The sequence below is a fragment of the Mesorhizobium sp. genome (genome assembly GCF_017306585.1).
Classification (GTDB): domain Bacteria; phylum Pseudomonadota; class Alphaproteobacteria; order Rhizobiales; family Rhizobiaceae; genus Mesorhizobium.
Genome location: NZ_JAFKIC010000108.1, coordinates 1 through 22,759 on the forward strand (window position 1 = coordinate 1; position 22,759 = coordinate 22,759).

At 60.2% G+C, this 22,759-nt stretch carries 23 protein-coding genes; 19 read left to right on the plus strand and 4 right to left on the minus strand.

What is annotated here, in order from left to right:
- The 16 genes from J0I79_RS04820 to J0I79_RS04895 form a co-directional block, all read left to right on the plus strand.
- The coding region (locus J0I79_RS04820) for an ABC transporter substrate-binding protein (RefSeq protein WP_292855467.1) at nucleotides 1-382 on the plus strand (382 nt) is incomplete at its 5' end.
- Nucleotides 383-392: 10 nt separating this feature from the next.
- Nucleotides 393-1,115 carry an ABC transporter ATP-binding protein gene (locus J0I79_RS04825; RefSeq protein ID WP_292855468.1) on the plus strand — a complete coding sequence of 241 codons (723 nt, stop codon included), beginning with the start codon at nucleotides 393-395 and terminating at the stop codon, nucleotides 1,113-1,115.
- Nucleotides 1,116-1,129: 14 nt separating this feature from the next.
- A complete protein-coding gene (locus tag J0I79_RS04830; RefSeq protein ID WP_292855469.1) occupies nucleotides 1,130-2,017 on the plus strand; it encodes a branched-chain amino acid ABC transporter permease in 888 nt (295 codons plus the stop codon).
- A gap of 197 nt (nucleotides 2,018-2,214) precedes the next feature.
- Entirely contained in the window at nucleotides 2,215-3,267 is a 1,053-nt protein-coding gene (locus J0I79_RS04835; protein ID WP_292855470.1) for an alpha/beta fold hydrolase, read from the plus strand.
- 388 nt (nucleotides 3,268-3,655) lie between these two features.
- Nucleotides 3,656-4,696, plus strand: coding sequence for an amino acid ABC transporter substrate-binding protein (locus tag J0I79_RS04840; protein WP_292855471.1), 1,041 nt, complete (start codon nucleotides 3,656-3,658; stop codon nucleotides 4,694-4,696).
- Nucleotides 4,697-4,803: 107 nt separating this feature from the next.
- The gene (locus J0I79_RS04845) at nucleotides 4,804-5,991 is read left to right on the plus strand and encodes an amino acid ABC transporter permease (protein ID WP_292855472.1); all 1,188 of its coding nucleotides are present in this window, start codon (nucleotides 4,804-4,806) and stop codon (nucleotides 5,989-5,991) included.
- Between the two features lie 10 nt (nucleotides 5,992-6,001).
- On the plus strand, nucleotides 6,002-7,504 hold the full coding sequence (locus J0I79_RS04850) for an amino acid ABC transporter permease (RefSeq protein ID WP_292855564.1): 1,503 nt from the start codon (nucleotides 6,002-6,004) through the stop codon (nucleotides 7,502-7,504).
- 27 nt (nucleotides 7,505-7,531) lie between these two features.
- A complete protein-coding gene (locus tag J0I79_RS04855; protein WP_292855473.1) occupies nucleotides 7,532-8,290 on the plus strand; it encodes a type 1 glutamine amidotransferase in 759 nt (252 codons plus the stop codon).
- A gap of 213 nt (nucleotides 8,291-8,503) precedes the next feature.
- A complete protein-coding gene (locus tag J0I79_RS04860; protein ID WP_292855474.1) occupies nucleotides 8,504-8,890 on the plus strand; it encodes a nuclear transport factor 2 family protein in 387 nt (128 codons plus the stop codon).
- 229 nt (nucleotides 8,891-9,119) lie between these two features.
- Entirely contained in the window at nucleotides 9,120-9,743 is a 624-nt protein-coding gene (locus tag J0I79_RS04865) for a TetR/AcrR family transcriptional regulator (RefSeq protein ID WP_292855475.1), read from the plus strand.
- A gap of 344 nt (nucleotides 9,744-10,087) precedes the next feature.
- Nucleotides 10,088-10,831 (plus strand): glucose 1-dehydrogenase, encoded by a 744-nt coding sequence (locus J0I79_RS04870; RefSeq protein ID WP_292855476.1) that lies wholly within the window; start codon nucleotides 10,088-10,090, stop codon nucleotides 10,829-10,831.
- 70 nt (nucleotides 10,832-10,901) lie between these two features.
- The gene (locus J0I79_RS04875; RefSeq protein WP_292855477.1) at nucleotides 10,902-12,350 is read left to right on the plus strand and encodes an aldehyde dehydrogenase family protein; all 1,449 of its coding nucleotides are present in this window, start codon (nucleotides 10,902-10,904) and stop codon (nucleotides 12,348-12,350) included.
- Between the two features lie 69 nt (nucleotides 12,351-12,419).
- Nucleotides 12,420-12,827: a GFA family protein gene (locus J0I79_RS04880; RefSeq protein ID WP_292855478.1), complete on the plus strand. Its 408-nt coding sequence runs from the start codon at nucleotides 12,420-12,422 to the stop codon at nucleotides 12,825-12,827.
- 77 nt (nucleotides 12,828-12,904) lie between these two features.
- Nucleotides 12,905-13,942 carry an aldo/keto reductase gene (locus J0I79_RS04885; RefSeq protein ID WP_292855479.1) on the plus strand — a complete coding sequence of 346 codons (1,038 nt, stop codon included), beginning with the start codon at nucleotides 12,905-12,907 and terminating at the stop codon, nucleotides 13,940-13,942.
- 158 nt (nucleotides 13,943-14,100) lie between these two features.
- A complete protein-coding gene (locus J0I79_RS04890) occupies nucleotides 14,101-14,883 on the plus strand; it encodes an SDR family oxidoreductase (protein ID WP_292855480.1) in 783 nt (260 codons plus the stop codon).
- A 137-nt stretch (nucleotides 14,884-15,020) separates the two neighbouring features.
- Nucleotides 15,021-15,797: an N-acyl homoserine lactonase family protein gene (locus J0I79_RS04895; RefSeq protein ID WP_292855481.1), complete on the plus strand. Its 777-nt coding sequence runs from the start codon at nucleotides 15,021-15,023 to the stop codon at nucleotides 15,795-15,797.
- A 45-nt stretch (nucleotides 15,798-15,842) separates the two neighbouring features.
- Here J0I79_RS04895 and J0I79_RS04900 read toward each other — a convergent pair whose 3' ends face one another.
- Genes J0I79_RS04900 through J0I79_RS04910 form a run of 3 tightly spaced genes read right to left on the minus strand, consistent with a single transcriptional unit; the run spans nucleotide 15,843 to nucleotide 18,463 of the window.
- Entirely contained in the window at nucleotides 15,843-16,979 is a 1,137-nt protein-coding gene (locus tag J0I79_RS04900) for a zinc-dependent alcohol dehydrogenase family protein (protein WP_292855482.1), read from the minus strand.
- 26 nt (nucleotides 16,980-17,005) lie between these two features.
- Complete coding sequence (locus J0I79_RS04905; RefSeq protein ID WP_292855483.1) at nucleotides 17,006-17,905, minus strand: MBL fold metallo-hydrolase; 900 nt, start codon at nucleotides 17,903-17,905, stop codon at nucleotides 17,006-17,008.
- Nucleotides 17,906-17,935: 30 nt separating this feature from the next.
- A complete protein-coding gene (locus J0I79_RS04910; protein ID WP_292855484.1) occupies nucleotides 17,936-18,463 on the minus strand; it encodes an NAD(P)H-dependent oxidoreductase in 528 nt (175 codons plus the stop codon).
- 466 nt (nucleotides 18,464-18,929) lie between these two features.
- Here J0I79_RS04910 and J0I79_RS04915 point away from each other — a divergent pair, with 466 nt between their 5' ends.
- The 3 genes from J0I79_RS04915 (at nucleotide 18,930) to J0I79_RS04925 (ending at nucleotide 21,931) form a co-directional block, all read left to right on the plus strand.
- On the plus strand, nucleotides 18,930-19,616 hold the full coding sequence (locus J0I79_RS04915; protein ID WP_292855485.1) for a GntR family transcriptional regulator: 687 nt from the start codon (nucleotides 18,930-18,932) through the stop codon (nucleotides 19,614-19,616).
- 110 nt (nucleotides 19,617-19,726) lie between these two features.
- Nucleotides 19,727-20,629 (plus strand): NAD(P)-dependent oxidoreductase, encoded by a 903-nt coding sequence (locus J0I79_RS04920; protein WP_292855486.1) that lies wholly within the window; start codon nucleotides 19,727-19,729, stop codon nucleotides 20,627-20,629.
- Nucleotides 20,630-20,680: 51 nt separating this feature from the next.
- Nucleotides 20,681-21,931, plus strand: a complete 1,251-nt coding sequence (locus J0I79_RS04925) for an alpha/beta hydrolase (RefSeq protein ID WP_292855487.1) — start codon at nucleotides 20,681-20,683, stop codon at nucleotides 21,929-21,931.
- A 90-nt stretch (nucleotides 21,932-22,021) separates the two neighbouring features.
- Here J0I79_RS04925 and J0I79_RS04930 read toward each other — a convergent pair whose 3' ends face one another.
- A complete protein-coding gene (locus J0I79_RS04930; RefSeq protein ID WP_292855488.1) occupies nucleotides 22,022-22,648 on the minus strand; it encodes a glutathione S-transferase family protein in 627 nt (208 codons plus the stop codon).
- Nucleotides 22,649-22,759 lie beyond the last annotated feature (111 nt).

The window sequence follows — 22,759 nt, forward strand, 5'->3', positions numbered from 1 at the left end:
CTTCGCCATGGGCGATCTCGTAGAGGGCACGATTGTCGTCTCCAACCGCCTGCCGAAGCCGGGCAGCAAATATGATGAACTCGCAACCCGACTTGGCGCGGATCATCCGGACGAGGTCGGCAATTCCGGCTGGATTGTCGGCTACGACGCCGCCGTGGTCCTGATCGAGGCAGTCAAGAACGCCGGCGCCACGGACTCCAAGTCGATCCGTTCCGCGCTGGACAAGATCAAGGATTTCGAAGCTCCGAACGGCAAGATCACTTACGCCGGCTTCAACCGGCGTCCGCTCGTGCCGATTTCGTTTCTCGAACTCAAGGGCGGCAAGGGTGTCTACCTGAAGCCAGCTACGATCGATCCGGCTGACATTCCGGCTCCGCTCTGAGGACATGGTCATGCTAAGCGTCGAGAATCTCGTTGTCCGCTACGGACCGATCGAGGCTGTAAAGGGCATCAGTTTCGAGGTGCGGGAAGGCGAGATCGTCTCGCTGCTCGGACCAAATGGTGCGGGAAAAACCTCGACGCTCGCTGCGCTCATGGGCCTGACCACTCCACAATCGGGAGAGGTCAGGCTGAGCGGTGAGACAATCTACGGCCAAGGGACCGCGCGGATTGTTCAGCGTGGCATGACACTCTCCCCGGAAGGGAGACGGGTTTTTCCGCGGCTCAGCGTCGAGAAGAACCTTCTCTTGGGCGGGATGATCCGGAAGGATTGGCGCAACCCCGCTGTGCTGGAGCGCATGTACAAGCGCTTTCCGATACTCGCGGAGAGGCGCAACCAGCTGGCGGGGACATTGTCGGGTGGCGAGCAGCAGATGCTCGCCATCGCCCGTGCACTCATGGCTTCGCCCAAAATGCTGTTGCTTGACGAGCCGTCGCTGGGAATCGCCCCGAAGATCGTTGCTGAGAATTTCGAACTTATCGAGCAGTTGAGGGATGAAGGAATGACGATCTTGCTCGTGGAGCAGAACGTGTTCCAATCGCTCTCGATATCCGATCGCGCTTACGTGCTCGAAAATGGACGTATCGCGGCCAGCGGCAATTCGATGGACATGTTGAACAGTGAACTGGTCCGGCACTCCTATCTCGGAGTCTCCGATCCGATGGAAGCCGCCTAGGAGGCAGGGTAAACATGGAACTCACGATCCAGTACATCGTCAATGCCTTGAGCCTGGGGGGCGTCTACGCCCTGGTCGCACTGGGGTTGGCTATTGTCTTTAGCATCTTCGGGTTCATCAATTTTGCTCACGGCGAGCTTCTAACGCTGTTTGGCTACGTGCTGTTCTATGCACTTTCGGCAGGCCTTCCATTCGGCTTTGCGGTTATCCTGGGTCTGGCGTGTGCAATGGCCTGCGCGGTGCTGATGGAGCGCGTGGCCTTTCGTCCCCTTCGTGGCGCCAATCCGGTGACGCTCCTGGTCACCAGTCTGGCGATCTCGGGCGCGTTGCAGGTCATGTTTCAGATCGGTTTCGGCACGCGACCTAAACCCCTGGTAATGCCCGGCTTCCTGTCAGGCGCTTTCAACGTTGGCTCGATCTATATCGGTTCGGCGCAGGCTATCTCCATCATTGTCGTTGCCTTGCTGGCAATTGGTCTGAACATGTTTCTCAATCGCACTCGGTTCGGCCTCGCTCTCTTGGCGTCGGCTCAGGACTTTGATGTTGCCAAACTCATGGGGATTCGCGTCAACGCCATCTATGCGACTGCCTTTGCAATCTCGGGTCTGCTGGCCGGCGTCGCGGCTCTGCTGTGGATCTCCATGCGCGGCTCGGTCGAGCCTACCATGGGGTTCAACCCATTGGTCAAAGCCTTCGTGGCCACGATCGTTGGCGGAATGGGAAGCCTGACCGGCGCCGTGGTTGGTGGCTTCTTCCTTGGCGCCTTCGAAGTGGTGCTGCAGATATTGCTGCCTCCCGACTATCAGATATTCCGCGACGCAATCGTCCTTGCCACGCTGATTGCGTTCCTGCTGTTTCGCCCACGAGGCCTCATTCCGGCCGCGGCGATGCCGACGAAGTGACGAGCCGCTCTCCCTCCATTGCGATCCGTCACGGTGATGATGGGCATGCCTGCGCGCAAGCAACGGCGAGGATAGCGCATCCGTAAGCCGGCTGACGGGAGCAACGCGCTGGCAAAAGGCGGGTGCATTCCAGAACGTCCGGTTGCAGCCACGAACCGCTCCACAATTTGAGACCCAGGTGAAAACGAGGGAACGCCATGATCGAGAACGACTTCTATTCGCAGGCAAATCACGGTCCGTATGAACTGCACGATATCGGCGACCTTGCCTTGGAAGAGGGCGGTACCATCAGGGGCTGCAAACTCGCCGTGGCCACGCACGGAAGACTGAACGAGGCCGGGGATAACGCGATCCTCGTGCCGACCTGGTTTTCCGGCACCAACAAGATCATGGAGCAGGTCTATGTAGGTCCCGGCCGGGCACTGGATCCGCAAAAGCACTTCATCGTCATCGTCAACCAGATCGGCGGCGGCCTTTCGACTTCACCGCACAACGTACCCCAACCTTCCAACATGGCGAGGTTTCCCCTTGTCCGCATCGGCGACGATGTACGCGCGCAGCACAAACTTCTGACCGAGGTGTACGGGGTCGAGAGCCTGGCGCTGGTGTTCGGCGCCTCAATGGGTGCGCAGCAGGCGTATGAATGGGCAGTTCGTTACCCGGATATGGTCAAGCGAGCAGCTCCGGTCGCGGGAACCGCCAGAAACACGGACCATGATTTCATCTTCACGCAGACGCTCATCGACGCGATCACGTCGGATCCAGGCTGGAACGGTGGCTGGTACAGGAACGGCGGCGATGTTCATGCCGGCCTGCGCCGCCATGCCGCCCTGTGGGCAGTCATGGGCTGGAGCACAGAGTTCTACAAGCGGGAAATCTGGCGCGGTATTGGCTTCTCATCGCGCGAGGATTTTGTTGTCAACTTCATGGAAGGATACTTTCTGCCGATGGACCCCAATGCACTGCTTTCCATGGCGTGGAAGTGGCAGCGCGGCGACGTCGGTCGAGTGGCCGGCGGCGACTTGGCAGTCGCGCTGGGACGCATCAAGGCCAAGACCTACGTAATGCCGATCTCCACCGACATGTTCTTTCCGCCAAGCGATTGCCACGCGGAACAGAAACTCATCCCGGGGAGTGAGTTTCGCCCGATCGAGTCGCAGTGCGGGCACTTCGGCCTGATAGGGGTAGAGCAGTCTTTCACGGAGCAGATCGACCGCAATCTCAGGGAACTGCTGGCTTCCGAGGTCTAATCTAGCGATTGGCAGATTGTCTGATCTGGTTTTCCTGGCGTCAACAGCCTCGGAGCGATCGGCCGCGGCCGGCGCCTGAATCTCCCGGGGCTAGACGGGCGCGCGATCATGCCGGGTGATCAGGCCAAGGTCCTCTACGGGCTCCGAAGGAACAGCGTTTTCACCAAGAACTGAACGGCCAATGCAGCCGGCCTCGGCCGTCATTGCTGCTGGTGGGAAGGGCGGCGTGATCGCCATTGACCCCGTCTGTAATGTATACTACAGAAATTATGATTGTCAGTTAATCTGACCATCAGACGGAATCGCCCTACACGGAAAGAGCGCCGTCCCTTGGGAGTGAGGAGTCCCTTGCGCATCGCGCTTTGGACAAAAAAGGGGAGAAACGTGAATGAAACGCCTGCTTGTTGGTGCAATTCTCAGCCTTGGCGCGATTGCAATACTGACCGCCGCCGAGGCCTCGGCCGGCACACTCGACAACGTCAAGAAAAAGGGATTCGTGCAATGCGGCGTTAGCCAGGGCACAACCGGATTCTCGTTGCCGGACGCCCAGAACAACTGGACCGGTCTCGATGTTGATTTCTGTCGCGCGGTTGCCTCGGCGATTTTTGGAGATCCAACCAAGGTAAAGTTCTCGCCCCTCTCAGCCCAGGACCGCTTCACGGCCTTGCAGTCGGGCGAGATCGACATTCTTTCCCGCACCACGACGTGGACCATGAGCCGCGATACCTCCATGGGCTTTCTCTTCGCCGGCACCACGTTCTACGACGGTCAGGGCTTCATGGTGCGCAAGGCGCTCGGAGTGGATTCGGCGCTGAAACTGGATGGCGCGGCGATCTGCGTAGCGCCCGGCACAACTACAGAACTCAATCTGAACGACTATTTCAAAGCGCACGGCATGACCTTCAAGGGCGTGGTCATCGAGGATCAAAGCCAGCTGCGGCAGGCCTATGACGAGGGCCGCTGCGATGTGCTGACCACGGATAGCTCGATCCTGTATTCCGAACGTAGCGCCTTGAAAGCGCCCGGCGATCATATCGTACTGCCGGAGGTGATCTCGAAAGAGCCGCTGGGACCCTTGGTCAGGCAAGGTGACGACGCCTGGTTCAATGTCGTCAAATGGACCTACTTCGCGCTTCTCGACGCCGAGGAACTCGGCATCAAGCAGTCGAATGTCGAAGACATGAAGAAATCGGATAACCCCGAAATCCGTCGTGTCCTTGGCGTTGCCGATGCGGGCGGTGCGGCGCCGGGCTTCGGTCCAGGCATCGGGCTTGAGGAAGACTGGGTTGCCAAGATCGTAAAAGGCGTTGGCAACTACGGAGAGATATTCGCCCGCAATGTTGGGTCCGGCACACCGCTCAACATCGCGCGAGGAGTGAATGCGTTGTGGAAGGATGGCGGACTGCAGTACGCGCCACCTATCCGTTAGGCATCGGCAAAACTCCGCGGGACCAGGTCCTCTCGGCCTGGTCCCCGCCAACCGCGCTCTCAAAGGCGATTTGAGGCCACGCAAGCACCGGGGGAGAGGGGCCGATCATGACAAAGGATGTCACGGCCATCCAAGGCGACAAAGTGCCGATGTGGAACGATCCCAAGGCGAGGGCCCTGGCCATCCAGGTGGCGGTCGTTGCCATCCTGGCCGTGGCCGGATTGGTGATCCTGCGCAACACGATATCCAATCTGTCGCGCATGGGGCAGAATTTCGGTTTTGCATTCCTGACGAAGACATCCGGCTTCGACATCTTCCAGGCGCTGGTGCCTTACTCGAGCGAGTCGACCTATGCCCGGGCACTTGCGGTCGGACTGCTGAATACGGCCTTGATCTCATCGCTCTGTGTCGTCGCCTCAACCATGCTGGGCTTCGTCGTCGGCGTCATGCGGTTGTCGAAGAATCGGTTGGCGGCGCGGATCGGGGGGATATATGTCGAATTTTTTCGCAACGTCCCGCTGCTGTTGCAGATCTTCGTCTGGTATTCGCTGATCGTCCTGCAAACCCTGCCGCCCCCGCGCGACGCCTATGACTTCCTCGGCCTTTCCTATCTGTCCAATCGCGGCTTCATGGTCCCTCGACCGCTTTTCGGTGCTGGATCGTCTTCAGGCTTGATCGGGCTCCTCGTAGCGCTTGCCGCCGCCGTCATGCTGCGGCGTTGGGCAAGACGGAGACTGGAAGAGACAGGACGTTCGTTTCCGACCGTCGCTGTGTCGCTCGCATTGCTCGCATTGTTGCCGATGGTGGGTCTGCTGCTCGCGGGTTTGCCAGTAAGGCTCGACTTTCCCGTCAAGACGACGTTCAATTTTTCTGGCGGCCTGGTCATCGCCCCCGAATTCATTGCCCTTTTCCTGGCGCTCTCGATCTACCACGCGACCTATATAGCCGAGGCCGTCAGAGCAGGCGTTTCGGCGGTCAGCCGCGGGCAGACGGAGGCCGCGCAGGCGCTTGGCCTCTCTCCCGCCCAGGCGCTGTCGAACGTGGTGGTTCCACAAGCCTTGCGCGTGATCATTCCGCCGCTGGCCACGATCTACATGGGCGTGATCAAGAATTCGTCGCTTGCGGTCGCGATCGGTTATCCGGACCTGGTCGCGGTCGGTGGCACCGTCATGAACCAGACTGGCAGGGCCATCGAGATCGTGCTGATCTGGATGCTAGTCTACCTCTCGCTGAGCCTGACTACATCCGTCTTCATGAACTGGTTCAACGCCCGCATGAAACTCGTGGAGCGATGATGTGACGGACATGTCTTTCCAGGTGCCCTATGTCCGCGATCAGGAGGCCCCCCGCCTGCCGCCGCCCGAAGGCATGGTGGGTATCGCGCACTGGCTCAGGGAAGGTTACTTCCGTTCCGTGGGCAGCGGGTTGGTCACGTTGGTGCTTGGCGCGCTCGCGGTTTGGATCGCGTGGCGCGTCATCGATTTTGCAGTACTGCGCGCCGTCTGGACGGGCGGCAGCCGCGACGCCTGCTTGCCTGCGGCGGGCACAGCGGCCGGCGCATGCTGGCCTTTTGTCGCCGACAGGTTTGGCCAGTGGCTGTATGGTTTCTACCCGATCGGCGAGCGGTGGCGCGTCAATCTGTGTTTCCTTGCCGGCCTGATGCTGATCGTGCCGATGCTGACGCCGTCTTTCCCGTGGAAGATGCAGAACGCGCTGCTGCTGTTGGTTGTCTTTCCGCTGTTCACACTGGTCATGCTGACAGGTGGCAACTTCCACCTTTCGATTGCGGATTACGCAACCACCATCGGTTTCCTGCTGTTCCTCACATGCCTTGTTCCGGTCTGGCTGCTCGGTCTGGCGCAAGGTCTCTTGAGGAATAAGATTGGCGCATGGCTCGCCGGAGTGGCGTTTGTTCTATGGCTTGCATGGATTTTCGCGGGGCCAGAGCCTGTCGCGATCGGCGGTATGGCGGTGCCGTTGCTGCCTGTCTCCATCCTGGCGCTCCTGGCGGTCTCGGCATTCCTGGCTGTACGACTCGCGATAAAGGGCGCGGGGCGCCCGGGCATCGTCGTAGCGGCGAATTGGGGCGCTGTCTGCCTGGCGGCACTGGCTATCCTTGTATTTCTGGATGCGGATTTCGGCCTGGTCACCGTCGAGACGGCCCAGTGGGGCGGCTTGACTTTGACGCTGGTCGTTTCCGTGACCGGCATCATCGCATCACTGCCCCTTGGCATTCTGTTGGCGCTGGGTCGCAGATCCACCATGCCGGTTATCCGGATTGTCTCGATCTGCTTCATCGAAGTCGTCCGCGGCCTGCCTTTGATCTCGGTTCTGTTCATGGCCAGCGTCATGCTTCCGCTGTTCCTGCCGCCAGGCGTGAATTTTGACAAGCTGCTCAGGGCGCTGATCGGTGTCGCGTTGTTCTCGTCGGCCTATATGGCCGAAGTGGTCCGTGGCGGTTTGCAGGCGATCCCCAAGGGCCAATATGAAGGCGCCATGTCGCTCGGCCTGTCGCACTGGCAGACGATGATCAAGATCATTTTGCCGCAGGCGTTGAAGATAGCCATTCCAAACATCGTCGGCAATTTCATTTCTCTGTTCAAGGATACGACTCTGGTTCTTGTCGTGGGGCTGTTCGACCTGCTCGGCATGGCTCAAACCGGCCTTCGCGACGCCTCGTGGGCAACACCGACGACGGCGCCTACCGGCTATCTCGTTCTAGCGCTGATCTACTGGGCTTTCTGTTTCAGCATGTCTCGCTATGCGACGTTCACCGAGCGAAGGCTCAATAGTGCGCGTGCGAGATGATCGCCCCATGCCAATGGATCAAAAATCATGAAAATCGGCATTCTGCAATGCGATCACGTTCCCGCCGGGCTGGTCGGCAGGCACGGGGACTACGACCAGTTTTTCATGGGGCTACTCGCGGACGAACGATTCGAATTCTCGACTTTTCCGGTGGTCGACGGGGTCTTTCCGTCAAGCATCGATGAGGCGGATGGCTGGGTGATCACCGGGGGAGCCAGTTCGGTATCGGACCCCGACGAGTGGATCGGGCGCCTCAAGGAATTTGTTCGCGACGCTTATTTTCAGCGCATCCCGATGCTCGGCGTCTGTTTTGGACATCAACTCATCGCAAGCGCCCTGGGCGGCGACGTCGGCAAGTCGAAATCGGGGTGGACGGCCGGTCCGGTCGAATACTGTCGGACTGACTTGAATACGCGCCAGATCGCTCTCACCTGGCATCAGGAGGAAGTCACGTTGCTTCCGGATTCCGCCAGGGTCGTTGGCGCCTCCGAGTGCTGCCGCAACGCCATTCTGCGTTATGGCGACACCGTTCTCACCTATCAAGGCCACCCGGAAATCAAACCCGGGTTCCTGATTGATCTGTTGGCCACCCATGGCGCCATGCTTCCCGCAACCGTCCGCGAGAACGTACTGCGCTCGAAACTGCGTCCATCGAGCACCCGCGACTTCGTTGACGAAATCAAGAAGCTCTTTCTCGAACGTCAAAACCGTCAAAAGGCTGGCGCCCCGCAGAATGCGAAAGGACCGGCAACGGCTGGAGAGGAATCCGAATGCGGCGGCCTTTGATCAAGCGCGCTGTACCTGGAAAGGCATCGCATCGTTTCCAGGAAATAGGGAGTTTTGGTAAGATTGTCTGATAGATCGCCAGAAAGACCTTGACGCCTTTCACGGCAGCTTGCAAATTGCAGTTATGTAGCGATTGCTACAGACTCCTGCGCGGATCGCAAGGCTGTAATCCGCGTGTTCAATCGAAGATCCAAGACTGGATGGAGAGATGTGATGACGAAGAATATCAAGACAGTGCCGACAAGCGATTACGACGAGGTCGTTTCTCGGGTCATGAAATATGTCGACGGCCTGGAAGTCGGCAGCTCGAATGATGTCGCCAAAGGCTTCCACAAGGATGCGGTCATGTACGGCTTCACCAATGGTGAACTGCTCGGCGGGCCGATCAAGAACCTCTATGATTTTGTCGACAAGAACGGCAAGGCGCCGGATATCAAGGTTCGCCTGGATATTCTGTCGATTACGCCCTCAACCGCGGTTGTGCGCGTGGACATGGAGAAGGATGCCATAGGGGCCGACTACACGGACTTTCACACTCTCCTCAAGGAGAACGGTGAATGGAAGATCATCGCCAAGGTCTTCCATATGTACGAAGGCTGATCCCCGCCGAGTGTTTCAGAGATTGGAATGGCCGGGGCGCTATGTTCTGGTTGGCGGTGTCGGTTGCCAGGGTGAATCACGGTGCCCAATGGGCGAAAGACTAGAAAACGGGCAAGACCGGGCGGTGATCTGACCGGTCTGGTCATGCCGCTTCGGCAGTTTCAACATTGCGGCTGTGGAACGCTTCCACTACATCGGAGATTTGGCGGAAACGAAAACGTGTAATTGCATGGCAACCATTGTTCCCCACCGCAGCAAGGGACGGCCGCGTACCTTTGACAGGGACGCCGCTCTCAACCGAGCCTTGAACGTGTTCTGGCAGCGGGGTTATGAGCCGGCGACAATAGCTGATCTCTGCGCGGCCATGGAAATCAATCCTCCCAGCCTCTACGCGGCCTTCGGCAACAAGGCGCAGTTGTTCATGGAGGCCGTTCACCACTATGAGCGCGTTTACTGGGACGCAATCTGGGACCGGATGGAGCAGGGGTCCGACGTCAAGCTGGCGTTAAGTGGCTTTTTTCATGAGGCGGCGGGCATTCTGACCTCTCAGGACGTACCGTGTGGTTGTCTTGTCATTCTTGCCGCCACAAATGTGTCGGCCGAGGGCAGGGAGGTAAACGAGGCCTTGCGCGCGATGCGTCAGGAAGGTCGAAACTGCTTCCTGACCCGGCTGCAACGCGCCGTCTCTGACGGACAGTTCTCAACCGCGACGGATGTCGACTCACTGGCCTCCACCCTCAATGCGATGCTGGAGGGCATGTCATTGCTGGCGCGCGATGGAGGCTCGCGAGAAGAGCTGGATCGTATCGCGACCACTGCAATGATGATGCTGCCCGCTTCAGCTGGCCATTAGCCCGCTTCGGCGACGAGAACCCGGATTGGCGTCATCGACGGTGCGGCAGGTACCAACTTGTTACCTTAGCCCACGTTGCCCGTTTCATCTTCCGATCGACTGATGATTCCTCCCCCACGAGCGCGACCCGGCTGCGATGCTTCGCGCGAGCTCTCATACAATCTGTCATTTTAGGCTTGACTGTCAGTATCGTTCGCTACACAAATGAAATGTAGCGGTCGCTATGAATTTTGGAGGGTTCGTGCAGCCCGGCTGAAATCCGAACCGGAAATTGGCTCTCAATGCCGTTTCGCGGACGCGGACGGCTTTGCTCGCGAAAAGCCAGGCGTTGGCAGGAGATATGGATGGGCTTGGAAGGCAAGGTAGCGGTGGTCACAGGCGCGGCCAGCGGTTTTGGCGAGGCAATCGCCCGCAGGTTCGCGACTCTGGGAGCCAAGGTCGTCGTCGCCGATATCAACGGCGACAAGGCCCGCGCAGTTGCCGGCTCCATCGGCGAGGCCGCGATCGGGGTGAAGGTCGATGTTACCTCCAGCGCCGAGATCGAGACGCTGATCGGCCGGGCTATCGCGCATTTCGGCGTTCCCGACATCGTCGTCAACAATGCGGGATATACCCATCGCACCTGTTCGGTACTCGATGTCGACGAAGCCAGCTTCGACCGGGTGTTCGACGTCAATGTGAAGTCGATCTTTCATATGGTTCGCGCGGTCGTGCCCTTGATGCGTGACAATGGCGGCGGTGTGATGCTCAATGTCGGATCGACCGCGGGCATCCGTCCGCGACCGGGGACCACCTGGTACAATGCCTCGAAGGGAGCGACCAACCTTGCCTCCAAGGCGCTCGCGGTTGAATTGGCGCCTTGGAAAATTCGGGTGAATGCCATCTGCCCGGTGATTGGTGCCACCGCGATGCTCGAGCAGTTTCTGGGCGCGCCGGATACGCCCGAAAATCGAAAGAAATTTATCGACACCATCCCTCTGGGACGCCTCAGCGAGCCGAGCGATGTCGCCGAAGCTGCCGTCTATCTCGCGACGGCAAGCTTCATCACGGGCGTGCTTCTGCCAGTAGACGGCGGCCGCACGATCTGATGCCGCCACCCCTTTCCGGGGCGAATTCGCTCCAGCACCGCCACATTGAAGAGTAACGAGGAGAATCACTATGGACACATTGCGGACTTCGGCGGCAGCCGATTTCGATGCTCCTTATGGCTTGCTGATCGACGGCAAGATCATTGAATCGAACAGCACATTCGATGTCTTCAATCCGGCCAGCAACGAGGTTCTGGCCCAGGCTCCCGACGCCAGTCCCGAGCAACTGAATGACGCCGTCGCCGCCGCCAAACGCGCTTTCCCGGCTTGGGCCGCGCTCAGCTGGGAAGAGCGTGAAGCCTTCATCGTCAAACTCTACGAGGCGCTGGAAGCACAGAAGGAAGAGTTCATCACGCTGCTGTCGCTGGAACAGGGCAAGCCGCGTCACTCCCAGGCGGATTTCGAGGTCAATCTCGCCAATCCGTGGATCCCCAAAACAGCGAAATCCAGGCTTGGCGTGGAGGTCATCGAAGATACCGATGTGCACCGTGTCGAGGTTCGTCGTGCGCCGCTCGGCGTCGTCGGTGCCATCATTCCCTGGAACTATCCCTACCTTCACGTGCTTTGGAAGTCGGTTCCGGCCTTGATCACCGGAAACACGGTGGTGTTGAAGCCTTCGCCCTACACTCCTTTGTGCGCGCTCAAGATCGGAGAGATCGTCGCCAAGGTTCTCCCGGCCGGCGTCTTCAACATCGTCACCGGCGGCAACGACCTTGGCCGCCTGCTCACCGAGCATCCCGATGTCGGGATGATTACCTTCACCGGATCGACCGCGACCGGCAAGCGCATCATGGCTTCGGGTGCGGGCACCGTGAAGCGCATCACGCTGGAGCTTGGCGGCAACGATCCGGCCATTCTTCTGCCCGACGCCGATTGGAAATCGGTCGTGCCCAGCGTGTTCTGGTCGGCCTTCGGCAATTCGGGCCAGTGGTGCATCGCCGCCAAGCGCATCTATACGCACAAGTCCTTCCATGACGATTTCGTCAAGGCGTTCGCCGACTATGCAAGCCAGCAGAAGGTCGGCGACGGCATGGATCCGACCAGCGTGCTCGGCCCGGTGAACAACCGCATGCAGTTCAACAAGCTGGTCGAGATGTTCGAGGATGTGAAGGCCAACGGTTACAAGATCGCGCTGGGCGGTGACATCGATCCCAATTCCAAGGGCAATTTTGTTCCCGTCACCGTGGTGGACAATCCCCCCGAGGACAGCCGCATCGTCACCGAAGAGCCCTTCGGCCCTATCGTGCCGATCATCGCCTATGACAACGTCGAAGAGGTCATAGCCAAGGCCAACGGAACGCCTTTCGGCCTTGGCGCGACAATCTGGGGGCGGGATCGCGCGCAGGCGGAGGCTGTCGCCGACCGGATCGACGCCGGCAACGTCTGGGTCAATGAGGGGCAAAATCACCCGATCAACGCACCATTCGGCGGCCACAAGCAATCGGGTCTCAGTGTCGAGCATGGCGGCGAGGGCCTCGCTTCCCATACCAACAGCAAGACCGTGATGATCCACAAATAGGCCCGCGGCCGCCGGCTGCGTCTGTCAGCGACTTCGCAACCGGGCTGAATTCATACAAGGGAGAGAGATATGCACCTGGAAGGGCAATGCAACTGCGAAGGCGTTCATTACCAATATGACGGAGAGCCTGATGTCGTCGGCTTTTGCCATTGCAAGGCCTGCCAACGTCAGGCGGGCGGTAGCGGCTCGATTTTCATCTGCGTCGATGACGGCGACCTGAAGATCACCGGCGACACCATCAAGAAGTACATCACGCGCGCCGACAGCGGCCTGGACGTCAATCGCTTCTTCTGTGGGACGTGCGGCTCGCCGATCGTCAGCCGCTGCGTCGGGTTTCCGGGTAAGGCCTTTATCAAGGCAGGCACGCTGAACGACACCAGCATGCTCAATCCCACAGTCGAGGTGTGGTGCGAGGAAGCACAGCCGTGGATGCCGCAAATTCCGGGCGTCGACCGGTTCGAACGCGGCCCTGCCTGAGCCGACCTTTCGTGGGGCGGTGTTCAATCCGACGACACCGCTCTCTATCACAGCGGAAATCCTCGGGGAAGAACACAATGAGCCAGATCCAGACGCGTCAGGTCGGGAAGACTGGCGTCAATGTCACTTCCCTTGGCCTCGGCACCGTGCCGTTGGCCGGCTTCAAGGCCAAGGTGGATTATGACGAGTTCGAAGCCGTCATCGCGGCGGCATTCGAGGGCGGCGTCAGCTATTTCGACTGCGCGCCGATGTATGGTTTCGGCAAGGCCGAATACTATCTCGGCCATGCCTTGAGGGAGCTTGGCGTCAGGAAAGATGTCATCGTCAGCACCAAGGTCGGCCGCATCTTGAAGCCGGTCAGCCGGGTCAGGAAGCTAGACACTGTCTACGGCATCGAATGGATCGATCCGCTGCCGTTTCTCGACACCTATGATTACACCTATGATGGCTTTATGCGTTCGTTCGAGGACAGCCAGCAGCGCCTGGGGCTCGACCATATCGATATCCTGCTGGTGCACGACCTCGGCCGAGCCTGGCATGGAGACAACGCGGACATCTATTGGAGGCAGATCCGCGATAGCGGCTACAAGGCGCTGGAGGAATTGCGCCGCACCGGGGCCGTTTCAGCCGTGGGCCTGGGAGTGAATGAGACCGAGTCGGTTGTGTCGGTCGCCCGCGAATTCGATATCGACTGTGCACTCATTGCCGGCCGTTACACGCTCCTCAACCAGGCTCCATTGCTTGCCGATTTTGCCGAGCTGAGGGAGCGGCACGTCTCCGTCCTTGCCGCCGGCGTCTTCAATTCAGGAATCCTTGCCGCCGGGACCAAGGGCAAGGGCAACACCTACGACTATCAGCAGGCGCCCATCGAGGTGCTGGACAAGGTCAGGATGATCGAGGTGATCTGCGACAGGCATGGCGTCGATCTAGCTTCCGCCGCGATCGATTTCGTCAACATGCATCCAGCGATAACGACGGTTGTGCTTGGCGCGCAAGGCGTGGCTGAGATGCAGCAGAATTTGGTCGCGGCATCCCGGAAGCCCCCAAAGGCGTTCTGGGACGATCTCAAGGCCACGGGGATCCTTCCGCACAACGCCCCGGTCGAACCGGGCTGAGAGTGTCGGAAACCAGCGAAACCAGAGTCGCGAACGACCGCTCCCATGAGCCGGCACTAGCAATCACCGTTCGCCAATTTAAGATTGACAGATTGTCTGATAGGTGATGTGTCTATCCCATCGATTTTGAAGGCGGCGCACCGCGCCGGGACAGCAGCATGGATGAAGGACCGATGGATTTGCGAGGCAAGGTTTGCATTGTGACCGGCGGCGCGAGCGGTATCGGTCTTGCCACTTCGGCGCTGTTTGCCAGCCACGGCGCCAAAGTCGCGATTGCCGACGTCAACCTCGAAACCGCCGACAAGGCCGCGCGACAGATCGGTGGCGACGCATCCGCTTTCGCGTGCGACGTATCGCAGTCGAAGCAGGTGTCGGCGATGGTCGATGCCGTGCTCGGCAGGTGGGGCCGCATCGACGTCCTGATCAACAACGCCGGCTTCGGCTTTACCGGCACCGTGGTGTCGATCGCCGAGGAAGACTGGGACCGCCTGATGTCGGTCAATCTCAAGGGCATGTTCCTGTGCAGCAAATTCGTCGTGCCGGTCATGCAGCGGCAAGGTGGTGGCGCCATCGTCAACACGACCTCCTATACCGCGGTGTCCGCCATCGCCAATCGCGCTGCCTACGTTGCGTCAAAAGGGGGTGTCTCCGCCTTGACGCGGGCGATGGCACTCGACCACGCCAGGGACAACATCCGTGTCAACGCGGTAGCCCCCGGGACGATCGACTCGCCTTACTTCACCAGGATCTTCGAGCAAGCCGCCGATCCGGAAGGTTTGAGGAAACAATATGACGCGCGCGCCGCCATGCAGCGGATGGGACAGGCCGAGGAAGTCGCCGAGGCCATTCTGTTCCTCGCCAGCGATCGTTCGCGTTTCGCCACCGGAAGCATTTTGACCGTGGATGGCGGCTCGTCGATCGGCAATCATCTGGTCGCGTAACCGGCTGGAAGCGGCCTTGCAAAAGCATCTCCTCCCCAACTCAGGCGCAGGCCCCGGCCTGCGCTTTTTCTTGACCCGCACAGGCGGGCGATTTCCTACCCGCCGCGATCGTTGTCCGGCTGTTTGAGGGACGTGACATGACACCGTATTGGCGTGTTCTCGCGATCCGCTACGCTACCGCCCAGTTGCCGGCGGCGCATCTCGATCTCGATGCGGATGTCCACGATGCCATAGGCACGCTCGACTATTTCATCTGGGTCGTCAGCAATGGCGACAGGCACATTGTCGTGGATACCGGCTTTGAACCGGAAGAGGGGGCCAGGCGTGGCCGCCAACTGATCCGACATCCGGTGGAATCCCTGAGACTCCTAGGCATCGATCCCGACGCGGTGTCCGACGTCATCCTCACGCATCTGCATTATGATCACGCAGGCAATCTTGGCACCTTCACCAATGCCCGCTTCCATCTGCAGGATGCGGAGATGGAATACGCCACCGGGCGCTGCATGTGCCATCCACGGATGCGCCGGCCCTTCTGCGCCGACGATGTCACGCGGGCCGTGCGTCTGGTCTATGAAGGCCGGCTGGTGTTCCATGACGGCGACTTCGCGTTCGCGCCAGGCCTTGGCGTGCACAGGGTCGGCGGCCACTCACGCGGGCTGCAGGTCGTGCGCGCCGAAGCCAGGGGCCGCCCGGTGGTGATTGCTTCGGACGCGCTGCACCTCGGGCACTATCTGGCCGACGGTGGCGTTTTCCCGATGTTCGCTGACTACGGAAACGTTCTCGAAGGCTATCAAAGGCTGCGTCAACTCGCCGGCGATAGCGGCCTCATCTTGCCAGGCCACGATCCAGGCGTGCTGACGCGTTTTGCTCCGGTCAGGCCGGAATGGCCTGATGTGGTCGAAGTCATCTGAGCCTTTACCGCAGCCGTCGCTGCAGATGCTAGCCGCCACCGATCGTCAGGCCGTGCCATGCGGAAGCAGGATCTGCCGGATGACTTCGGCACGGTCGAGCCGGTCGAAGGCGAGGTTGATGTCGTCTAGCGGGCTGGTGCCGGACAGGAGTTTTTGAACAGGCAGCTTTCCGGCCTTGAACATGCCGATGTAGCGGGGAATATCGCGCGAAGGCACGCACGAGCCCATATAGCTCCCCTTGATCGTGCGTTCCTCTCCGACCAATGGCAGGGGCGATATTTCGAAGCGCGAATTGACGTTGGCAAGGCCGGCCGTCACCGTCGTGCCACCGCGCCCGGTCAGCCGATAGGCGAGGTCGAAGGCGCGGGCGGAGCCTGCCATTTCCACCGCATAGCGCGCGCCGCCCCGGGTGATGGCCTTGACCTTGTCGACGATGTCGGGATCGCTTGCGAGAAATGCATGAGTGGCACCAAGTTCGCGTGCCAGGTCGAGCTTCGCCGGGATCATGTCGACGGCGATGATCGGGTCCGCGCCGATCGCAACGGCACCCAGTATCGAGGCCAGCCCGACGCCGCCGAGACCGACCACGACAGTGCTGTCGCCCGGCCGGATCCGGCAGGTGTTCATCACCGCGCCGACGCCGGTCATGACCGCGCAGCCGAACAGGGCGGCGTGGACAAGGTCCAGATCCGCATCGATCCTCACAACGGATCTTCGCGAGACGACGGCATATTCGGCAAAAGCGGACACGCCGGAATGATGGTTGACCTCGACCCCCTCGCAGACAATATGCCGCCGTCCCGACAGCAGGGTGCCGGCGGCATTTGCCGCGTAACCGGGGCCGCACAGGCTCGCTCGGCCTTCGGCGCAGGCTGGGCATTCGCCACAGATCGGCAGGAAGGACATCACGACATGGTCGCCCGGCGCGACCGAGGTCACACCGGGGCCGACTTCCTCGACAATGCCAGATGCTTCATGGCCAAGGGCAACGGGCAGTGGGCGCGGCCGGTCCCCGTTGATGGCAGAAAGATCCGAGTGGCAGACACCGGCGGCCATGATTTTCACCAGCACCTCGTCAGGCCCAGGGGCGGTCAGTTCGACTTCCGCGAGCTCGATCGGGCGAGACTCGGTGTAAGGTTTCGGGAGGCCGGATTGGCGAAGGATCGCGGAACGGATTTTCAACGGAAATCACCTTTGTCAGGCCGCCCTCAGGCGGCAATCAGCTGCATCGAGGAGGGGAAGTAGCGGAAGCCGTCGCCTTCCTTCGCGACATGTCCCGCGCCGGGCCAGGCGAAGTGGTAAGACATGACCTGGACGCCGTCAGTCGCCAGCATGTCGAGCACGCGTGTGCGCGAGCGGGCCGACAGTTTGGGGTCCATGTCGTATTTGAATTCCATCCACGGCCGCTCGAACAGCAACACATGGTGGTGCGTCAGATCACCCAGGAAGCAGAAGCTCTCGCGACCCGACGTGACTAGAAAACAGTGATGGCCCAGTGTGTGGCCGGGCGCATGGATGGCTTGGACGCCTGGCAGGAATTCCTCGCCATCCTGGTAGAAAACGATGCGATCGCGAACGGGCAAAAGGTTGCGCCTGGCGCTTTCCACCTGGACCCGAAAACCGTCGCCAAGCGAGGAGCCATCAGTCCAATCCTCGAAATCGCGCTGGCTGATGTAGATCTGCGCGTTCGGGAAATTGGGGGTTCCATCAGGCGCACAGACGCCGCCGCAATGATCTATGTGAGCATGGGACAGGACCACCGCGTCGATCTTTGCCGGATCGATGCCGGCCTCGTGCATGCTCTTGAGCAGCCGGCCCGTCGTCTGGCCGAAAATCTTGGACGTGCCCATGCCGGTTTCGAACAGGATTGTCTTACCGTTCATCTCGATGATCGGCGCGTTCTGTTCGAGGATGACATTGTCCGTTCGCAGGAAATTGCGCTTAAGCATGTCCCGAACGGTCGAGGACGTCACGCCAAGGAAATTCTCGCTGGGGTCGCCGAGTTCCAGCGGCCCGTCGGAAACGACGGTGACTTTCGCGTCGCCGAACTGGAACGGATAGTAATAGGGCAGCTTCGCTGCGTGCGGATCGGCATGTTCGGATGGCAATTGTCTTCCTCCTTGGACGTGCTCGGCCGTTCACCCGCCGACGAGGGCGTCGAGTTCGTCGGCTGCTTTGACGATCTTGGCTCTCAGTCCGGCCCCGAGAGCATCAGGTGATGGAAAATCGGCGTCGGTGGCGAAAATGCCGGTAGGCAGAACCCACGAGCCGAAGAATGCAAAAAGCGGCCTGAATTGATGCTCGATGACCAACGCATGTTGTGGCGCCTTGCCCGTGGCGCAGGCAATGATGGGCTTTCCCGCCAGAAGCGTGGGCTCGAGTAGATCGATGAAGTGCTTCAAGAGGCCAGTATAACTCGCCTTGTAGACGGGAGAGCCGATGACGAGTGCATCGCATGCAGCGATCTTGTCCCACATCGATCGATGCTTGGGGGAGGCCGTCTCCTTGGAAAATGTGCCGCCAAGTGTCGGGCCGGCGTCCAGCACGTCGAAGCTCTCGCTGCGCCAGCCGCCGCGCGCAACGACTTCGGAAGCAATCGCTTCGACCAGGACACGCGTCCTGGACGGTCTATTGAAATTGCCGCTCAGTGCAACAAGCGATCGCATGCTCTCTCCCCTGATGGTAAGATTGTCTGATTATCGACCCGAAAGCAATAGGTTTTCGATGCGCATTCTGGGCGTGATGTGATCGAAACAGCGTGCCTGACGAGTTTGGGCCGGATCCAGGATCCCAGCTGATTGCGGGTCGTCAGTGGTCCGACAAGATGATTGCAGCCGGGGATCGCAGGAAAACGCCTACCATTGTATGTATTCGCAAATTTTCCGAGCAGAATGCGAAACGCCGGGAGCGGATTTGTTTGCCGCGAGCGAGGAACAAAATCCGAGTGCCTGATATGCTTTTTGTCTTCGGCATTGCGCATTGACGATCGGCGGAAGGAGGCGCAAGCATCACAGACGCCACTTGATGAAGCGGGGACGTGCTTGTAAGATTGTCTTAGTACGTCTCCAAGCCAAGTTGCGACAGATTCGCGGTTTGCGGACCCGTCAGTCTCCAATCAAACCCCTCTGGACGATGCCAATGGATCTCCACATTCCCAAGCAAAGCGCCACACTTCGTATGGCTGTTGAGGAGAAGCTTCGGCAGGCCATCGTCTCGGGCGTGTTCAAACCTGGGCAGCGTCTAGTCGAACGGGAGCTTTGCGAGATGATTGGCGTGGGCCGGACGTCGATTCGCGAGGCCCTGAGGCAGTTGGAAGCCGAAGGGCTGATCACGACCTATCCGCATCGCGGCCCGGTCGTGAGCGCGATCACCTACGAAGAGGCGTTCCAGCTCTACAAGGTTCGCGCCCTGCTAGAAGGGTTTTCGGGTCAGGAAATGGCGGAGAGAGGTTCTCCGGAAGAGATTGCCAAGCTGGAGGCGGCGGCCGCGGCGTTTGAGCAAGCAGCGCTCGGCAGCGATCAGGCCGTCCTCATCGAGGCCAAGAAACGATTTTACGACTGTCTCATGGAGGGCGGCGGCAATATGTTCGTGCGCCAGATGCTGACCTTGCTGCACAACCGCGTAACCATCCTGCGGGTCACCTCCATGATGCAGCCGGGTCGCCTGCAGCACAGCATCGAGGAAATCAAGGATATCGTCGCCGCCATCAAGGATCGCAACGGCCCTCGTGCCGCAGCCGCCTGCAAGTACCATATCGAAATGGCGTCCAAGACCGCGCTTGAATATCTGCGCAAACTGCCTCCACCGACCGAGACCTAGGTCTTCGGCGCAATTCATCTGGCGAAAATGCGAGGCTTGAATTGTAGGATTGTCTGAGACATAATCTCGTTCGCGACGCGGCGAGCCGCTGCTCGCTGGAGGAGTTTATCTTGTCCCAGCCGCCAGTTCGAACGATAGCCTTCATCGGCCTTGGCCATATGGGATTGCCGATGGCACGAAGGCTGCTTGCAGCCGGTTACTCCGTGCGGGGGTTCGACCTGTCGAGCGAGGCCCGGGCGGCCATCACGCAGGCGGGCGGACTTGCATGCGCCTCAGCCGCGGCAGCGGCGGCCGGCGCAAACGACGTCATCACCATGCTGCCGAGCGGCGCGACCGTTCGGGCAGCGCTGCTGGGTGACAATGGTGCGTTGGCGACGCTCGCCCAGAACAGTCTCGTCATCGACATGAGTTCTTCCGCGCCCACGGATACGGTTGCGCTGCATGACGAGTTGCGGGGGCGTGGCTACCGGCTGGTCGATGCTCCCGTTTCGGGCGGTGTCCGGCGTGCCATCGACGGAACGCTCACGATCATGGCGGGCGGAGCAGCGGCGGACGTTGTCAACGCCCGCCCGATGCTCGAAACGATGGGAACAAAAATATTCAGTACCGGCGGACCGGGCTCCGGCCATGCCATGAAGGCGTTGAACAATTTTGTGTCCGCTGCCGGTGCCGTTGCCGCGATGGAGGCTGTAATCGTCGGGTGCCGTTTTGGCCTCGATGCCGAAACCATGGTCGACATACTGAACGTTTCGACAGGCCGAAACAACACGACCGAAACCAAGATGAAGCAGTTCGTGCTTTCCGAGACTTGGGGCTCGGGATTCGCCCTGGCGTTGATGGCAAAAGATGTCGGTATCGCGGCAGGGCTCTCTCGGGCGCTTGATCTTGAAACGCCGATGCTGGCATCCGCGGCCCTGCTTTGGAGCAAGGCCGCGCAAGTACTGGGATCGGGCGCGGATCACACCGAGATCATGCGCTTCCTGCAAAGCCACACGCGCACCGTCGATGGCTGAGCGCCCTATTGCGTTGGCGGGTTGCTCCCAGGCATTCACGGGGAAGACACTATGATGATGACGACGGCTGATGAACTGCGCCGCAGGATAGTTTCCGCACTTGAGGACGGCGAGATCGTACGCCTATCCCCCAGCCTCGATACTGCTGTTGCGATCGCCATCGGCGAGCAGGAATTCAGGCTGGTCTTCCGTGACGGGCGCGGCTCTGTCGAGGACAGCGGGGCCGCCGGCCTTCGGCTTTCCGCATCGGTGGAGACTTGGGCGCTTGCGCTCTTATCGCCGCCACCACCGCGCTATCATGCCTTCACCGCCTTTCAGCTTGCAAATCCGGAATTCAGCTTTTCCGGCGATCCCAAGTCATGGGCGCAGGCTCGTCCAGCGCTGGAGCGCCTGTTCGAACTCGTGGCCACTTCCACGCCCGCCAAGTCGCCGGCTGTCCGGCGGGACCTTACCCAGATATCCGGCCGCTATGAGGCCATCACTGTCGATGGCACCGCTTATGACGTGTTTTGCGAAGAAGCCGGGCAGGGCACTCCAGTTCTGTTCCTGCATACGGCCGGCGCGGATGGCCGCCAGTATCTCGGCCAACTTGCTGATGTGGAGCTTGCCAAACGCTTCCGAATGATCGCCGTCGATATGCCGTTCCACGGCCGGTCCCTGCCTCCGCGGACATGGCGCGGCGATCCCTATAGGCTGACCACCGAACTCTATCGAAGCTGGTGTTCGGCTATCCTCGAGAAGTTCGTGGGCGAGCCCGCGATCGTGGTCGGCGGGTCAATGGGGGCGGCGATGGCGATGGTGCTTGCCGCCGATTGTCCCAACCAGGTGCGCGGCATCGTCGCGGTGGAGCCGCCCTACCGCTCCAAGGGAAGGCGAAACCCGTTTCAGAACCACGTCGAGGTCCATGGAAGCTTGCATAATTCGAGCTTCGTGCGCGGGCTGATGAGCCCGACCAGTCCCGAAGAGGATCGGCGCAGGGCAAGCTGGATCTACGCGCAGGCCGCGCCAGGCATCTACAATGGCGATCTGTCGTTCTACAGCGACGAGTTCGACGGCGAACTGGTGGCGCCACGCATCGATGGCGCCCGGACCCCGATCGCCCTCCTGTCGGGAACATACGACTATTCCGCGACGCCCGAGGATGGGGCTCGGCTGGCGAGGCTGATAAAGGGCTCCCTGTTCGTCACGATGGAGGGTCTCGGGCATTTTCCAATGTGCGAAAATCCGGACCTTTTCAGGCGCTATCTCGTCCAAGGGCTGGACTTCATCCTGGCCGCTGACAGGGCCGAGCCCGTCCGCTGACTGGCGGGCCTATATCCGCCCCGCCGCATGGCGACGACGAGACTACGTCTTGGGTTCCAGCATCGTCGCCGGGTGATGAAGCCGGAATGGTCAGCCTATCGGGCCGGCCCATTTCGTGCGGAACGATTCATGCCGCAGCAATCGCAGGTACCAGGCCGACAGGTTCGGCAAGTCAGGCCGGTCGAAGTCCATATTCAGCCATCTATGAGCGTGAACGCCCCAGGCAATATCGGCCAATGTGAGATGCTCGCCGCACAGGAATTCGCGTCTGGCCAACTCGGCGTCCGCCCATCCCCACACCTTGCCGGCATCCTTGATCGCCGCGGCAAGAGCAACCGGATCGCGCTTGTCCTGTGGCGTGCGGATGAGCGTGAGGAAAACCACCGCTTGCGGACGGGCCATCTGCGTTTGCTGGCAGTCGAGCCATTGGTCGATCCGCCCGCGTTGTACCGGATCGCTGGGATAGAGTTGGCTCCCGGGCGCATGCGCGTTGCAGATGTAGCGGATCACGGCATTGCTCTCCCAGATCGCGAAGTCACCATCCAGAAGCGTTGGCACGAGACCGGTCGGGTTCATCGCCCGATATTCGGGCGTGTTCAATCCTCCCCACACATTGCCGATGTCCTTGCGTTCATAGGCAAGTCCGAGTTCGTCGAGGGCCCAGACGGCCTTCATGACGTTGCTGGATTTCAAGTGGCCCAATAGCACCAGCGGCATGTCTTGCTCCTTCGATAAGCCGGTTCGAGCACGCTATCAGACAATCCGTCAAATTGCGGAAAAAACAATTGACAGATTAGCAGACAATCTGTTTTTTACACGAGGTGAATA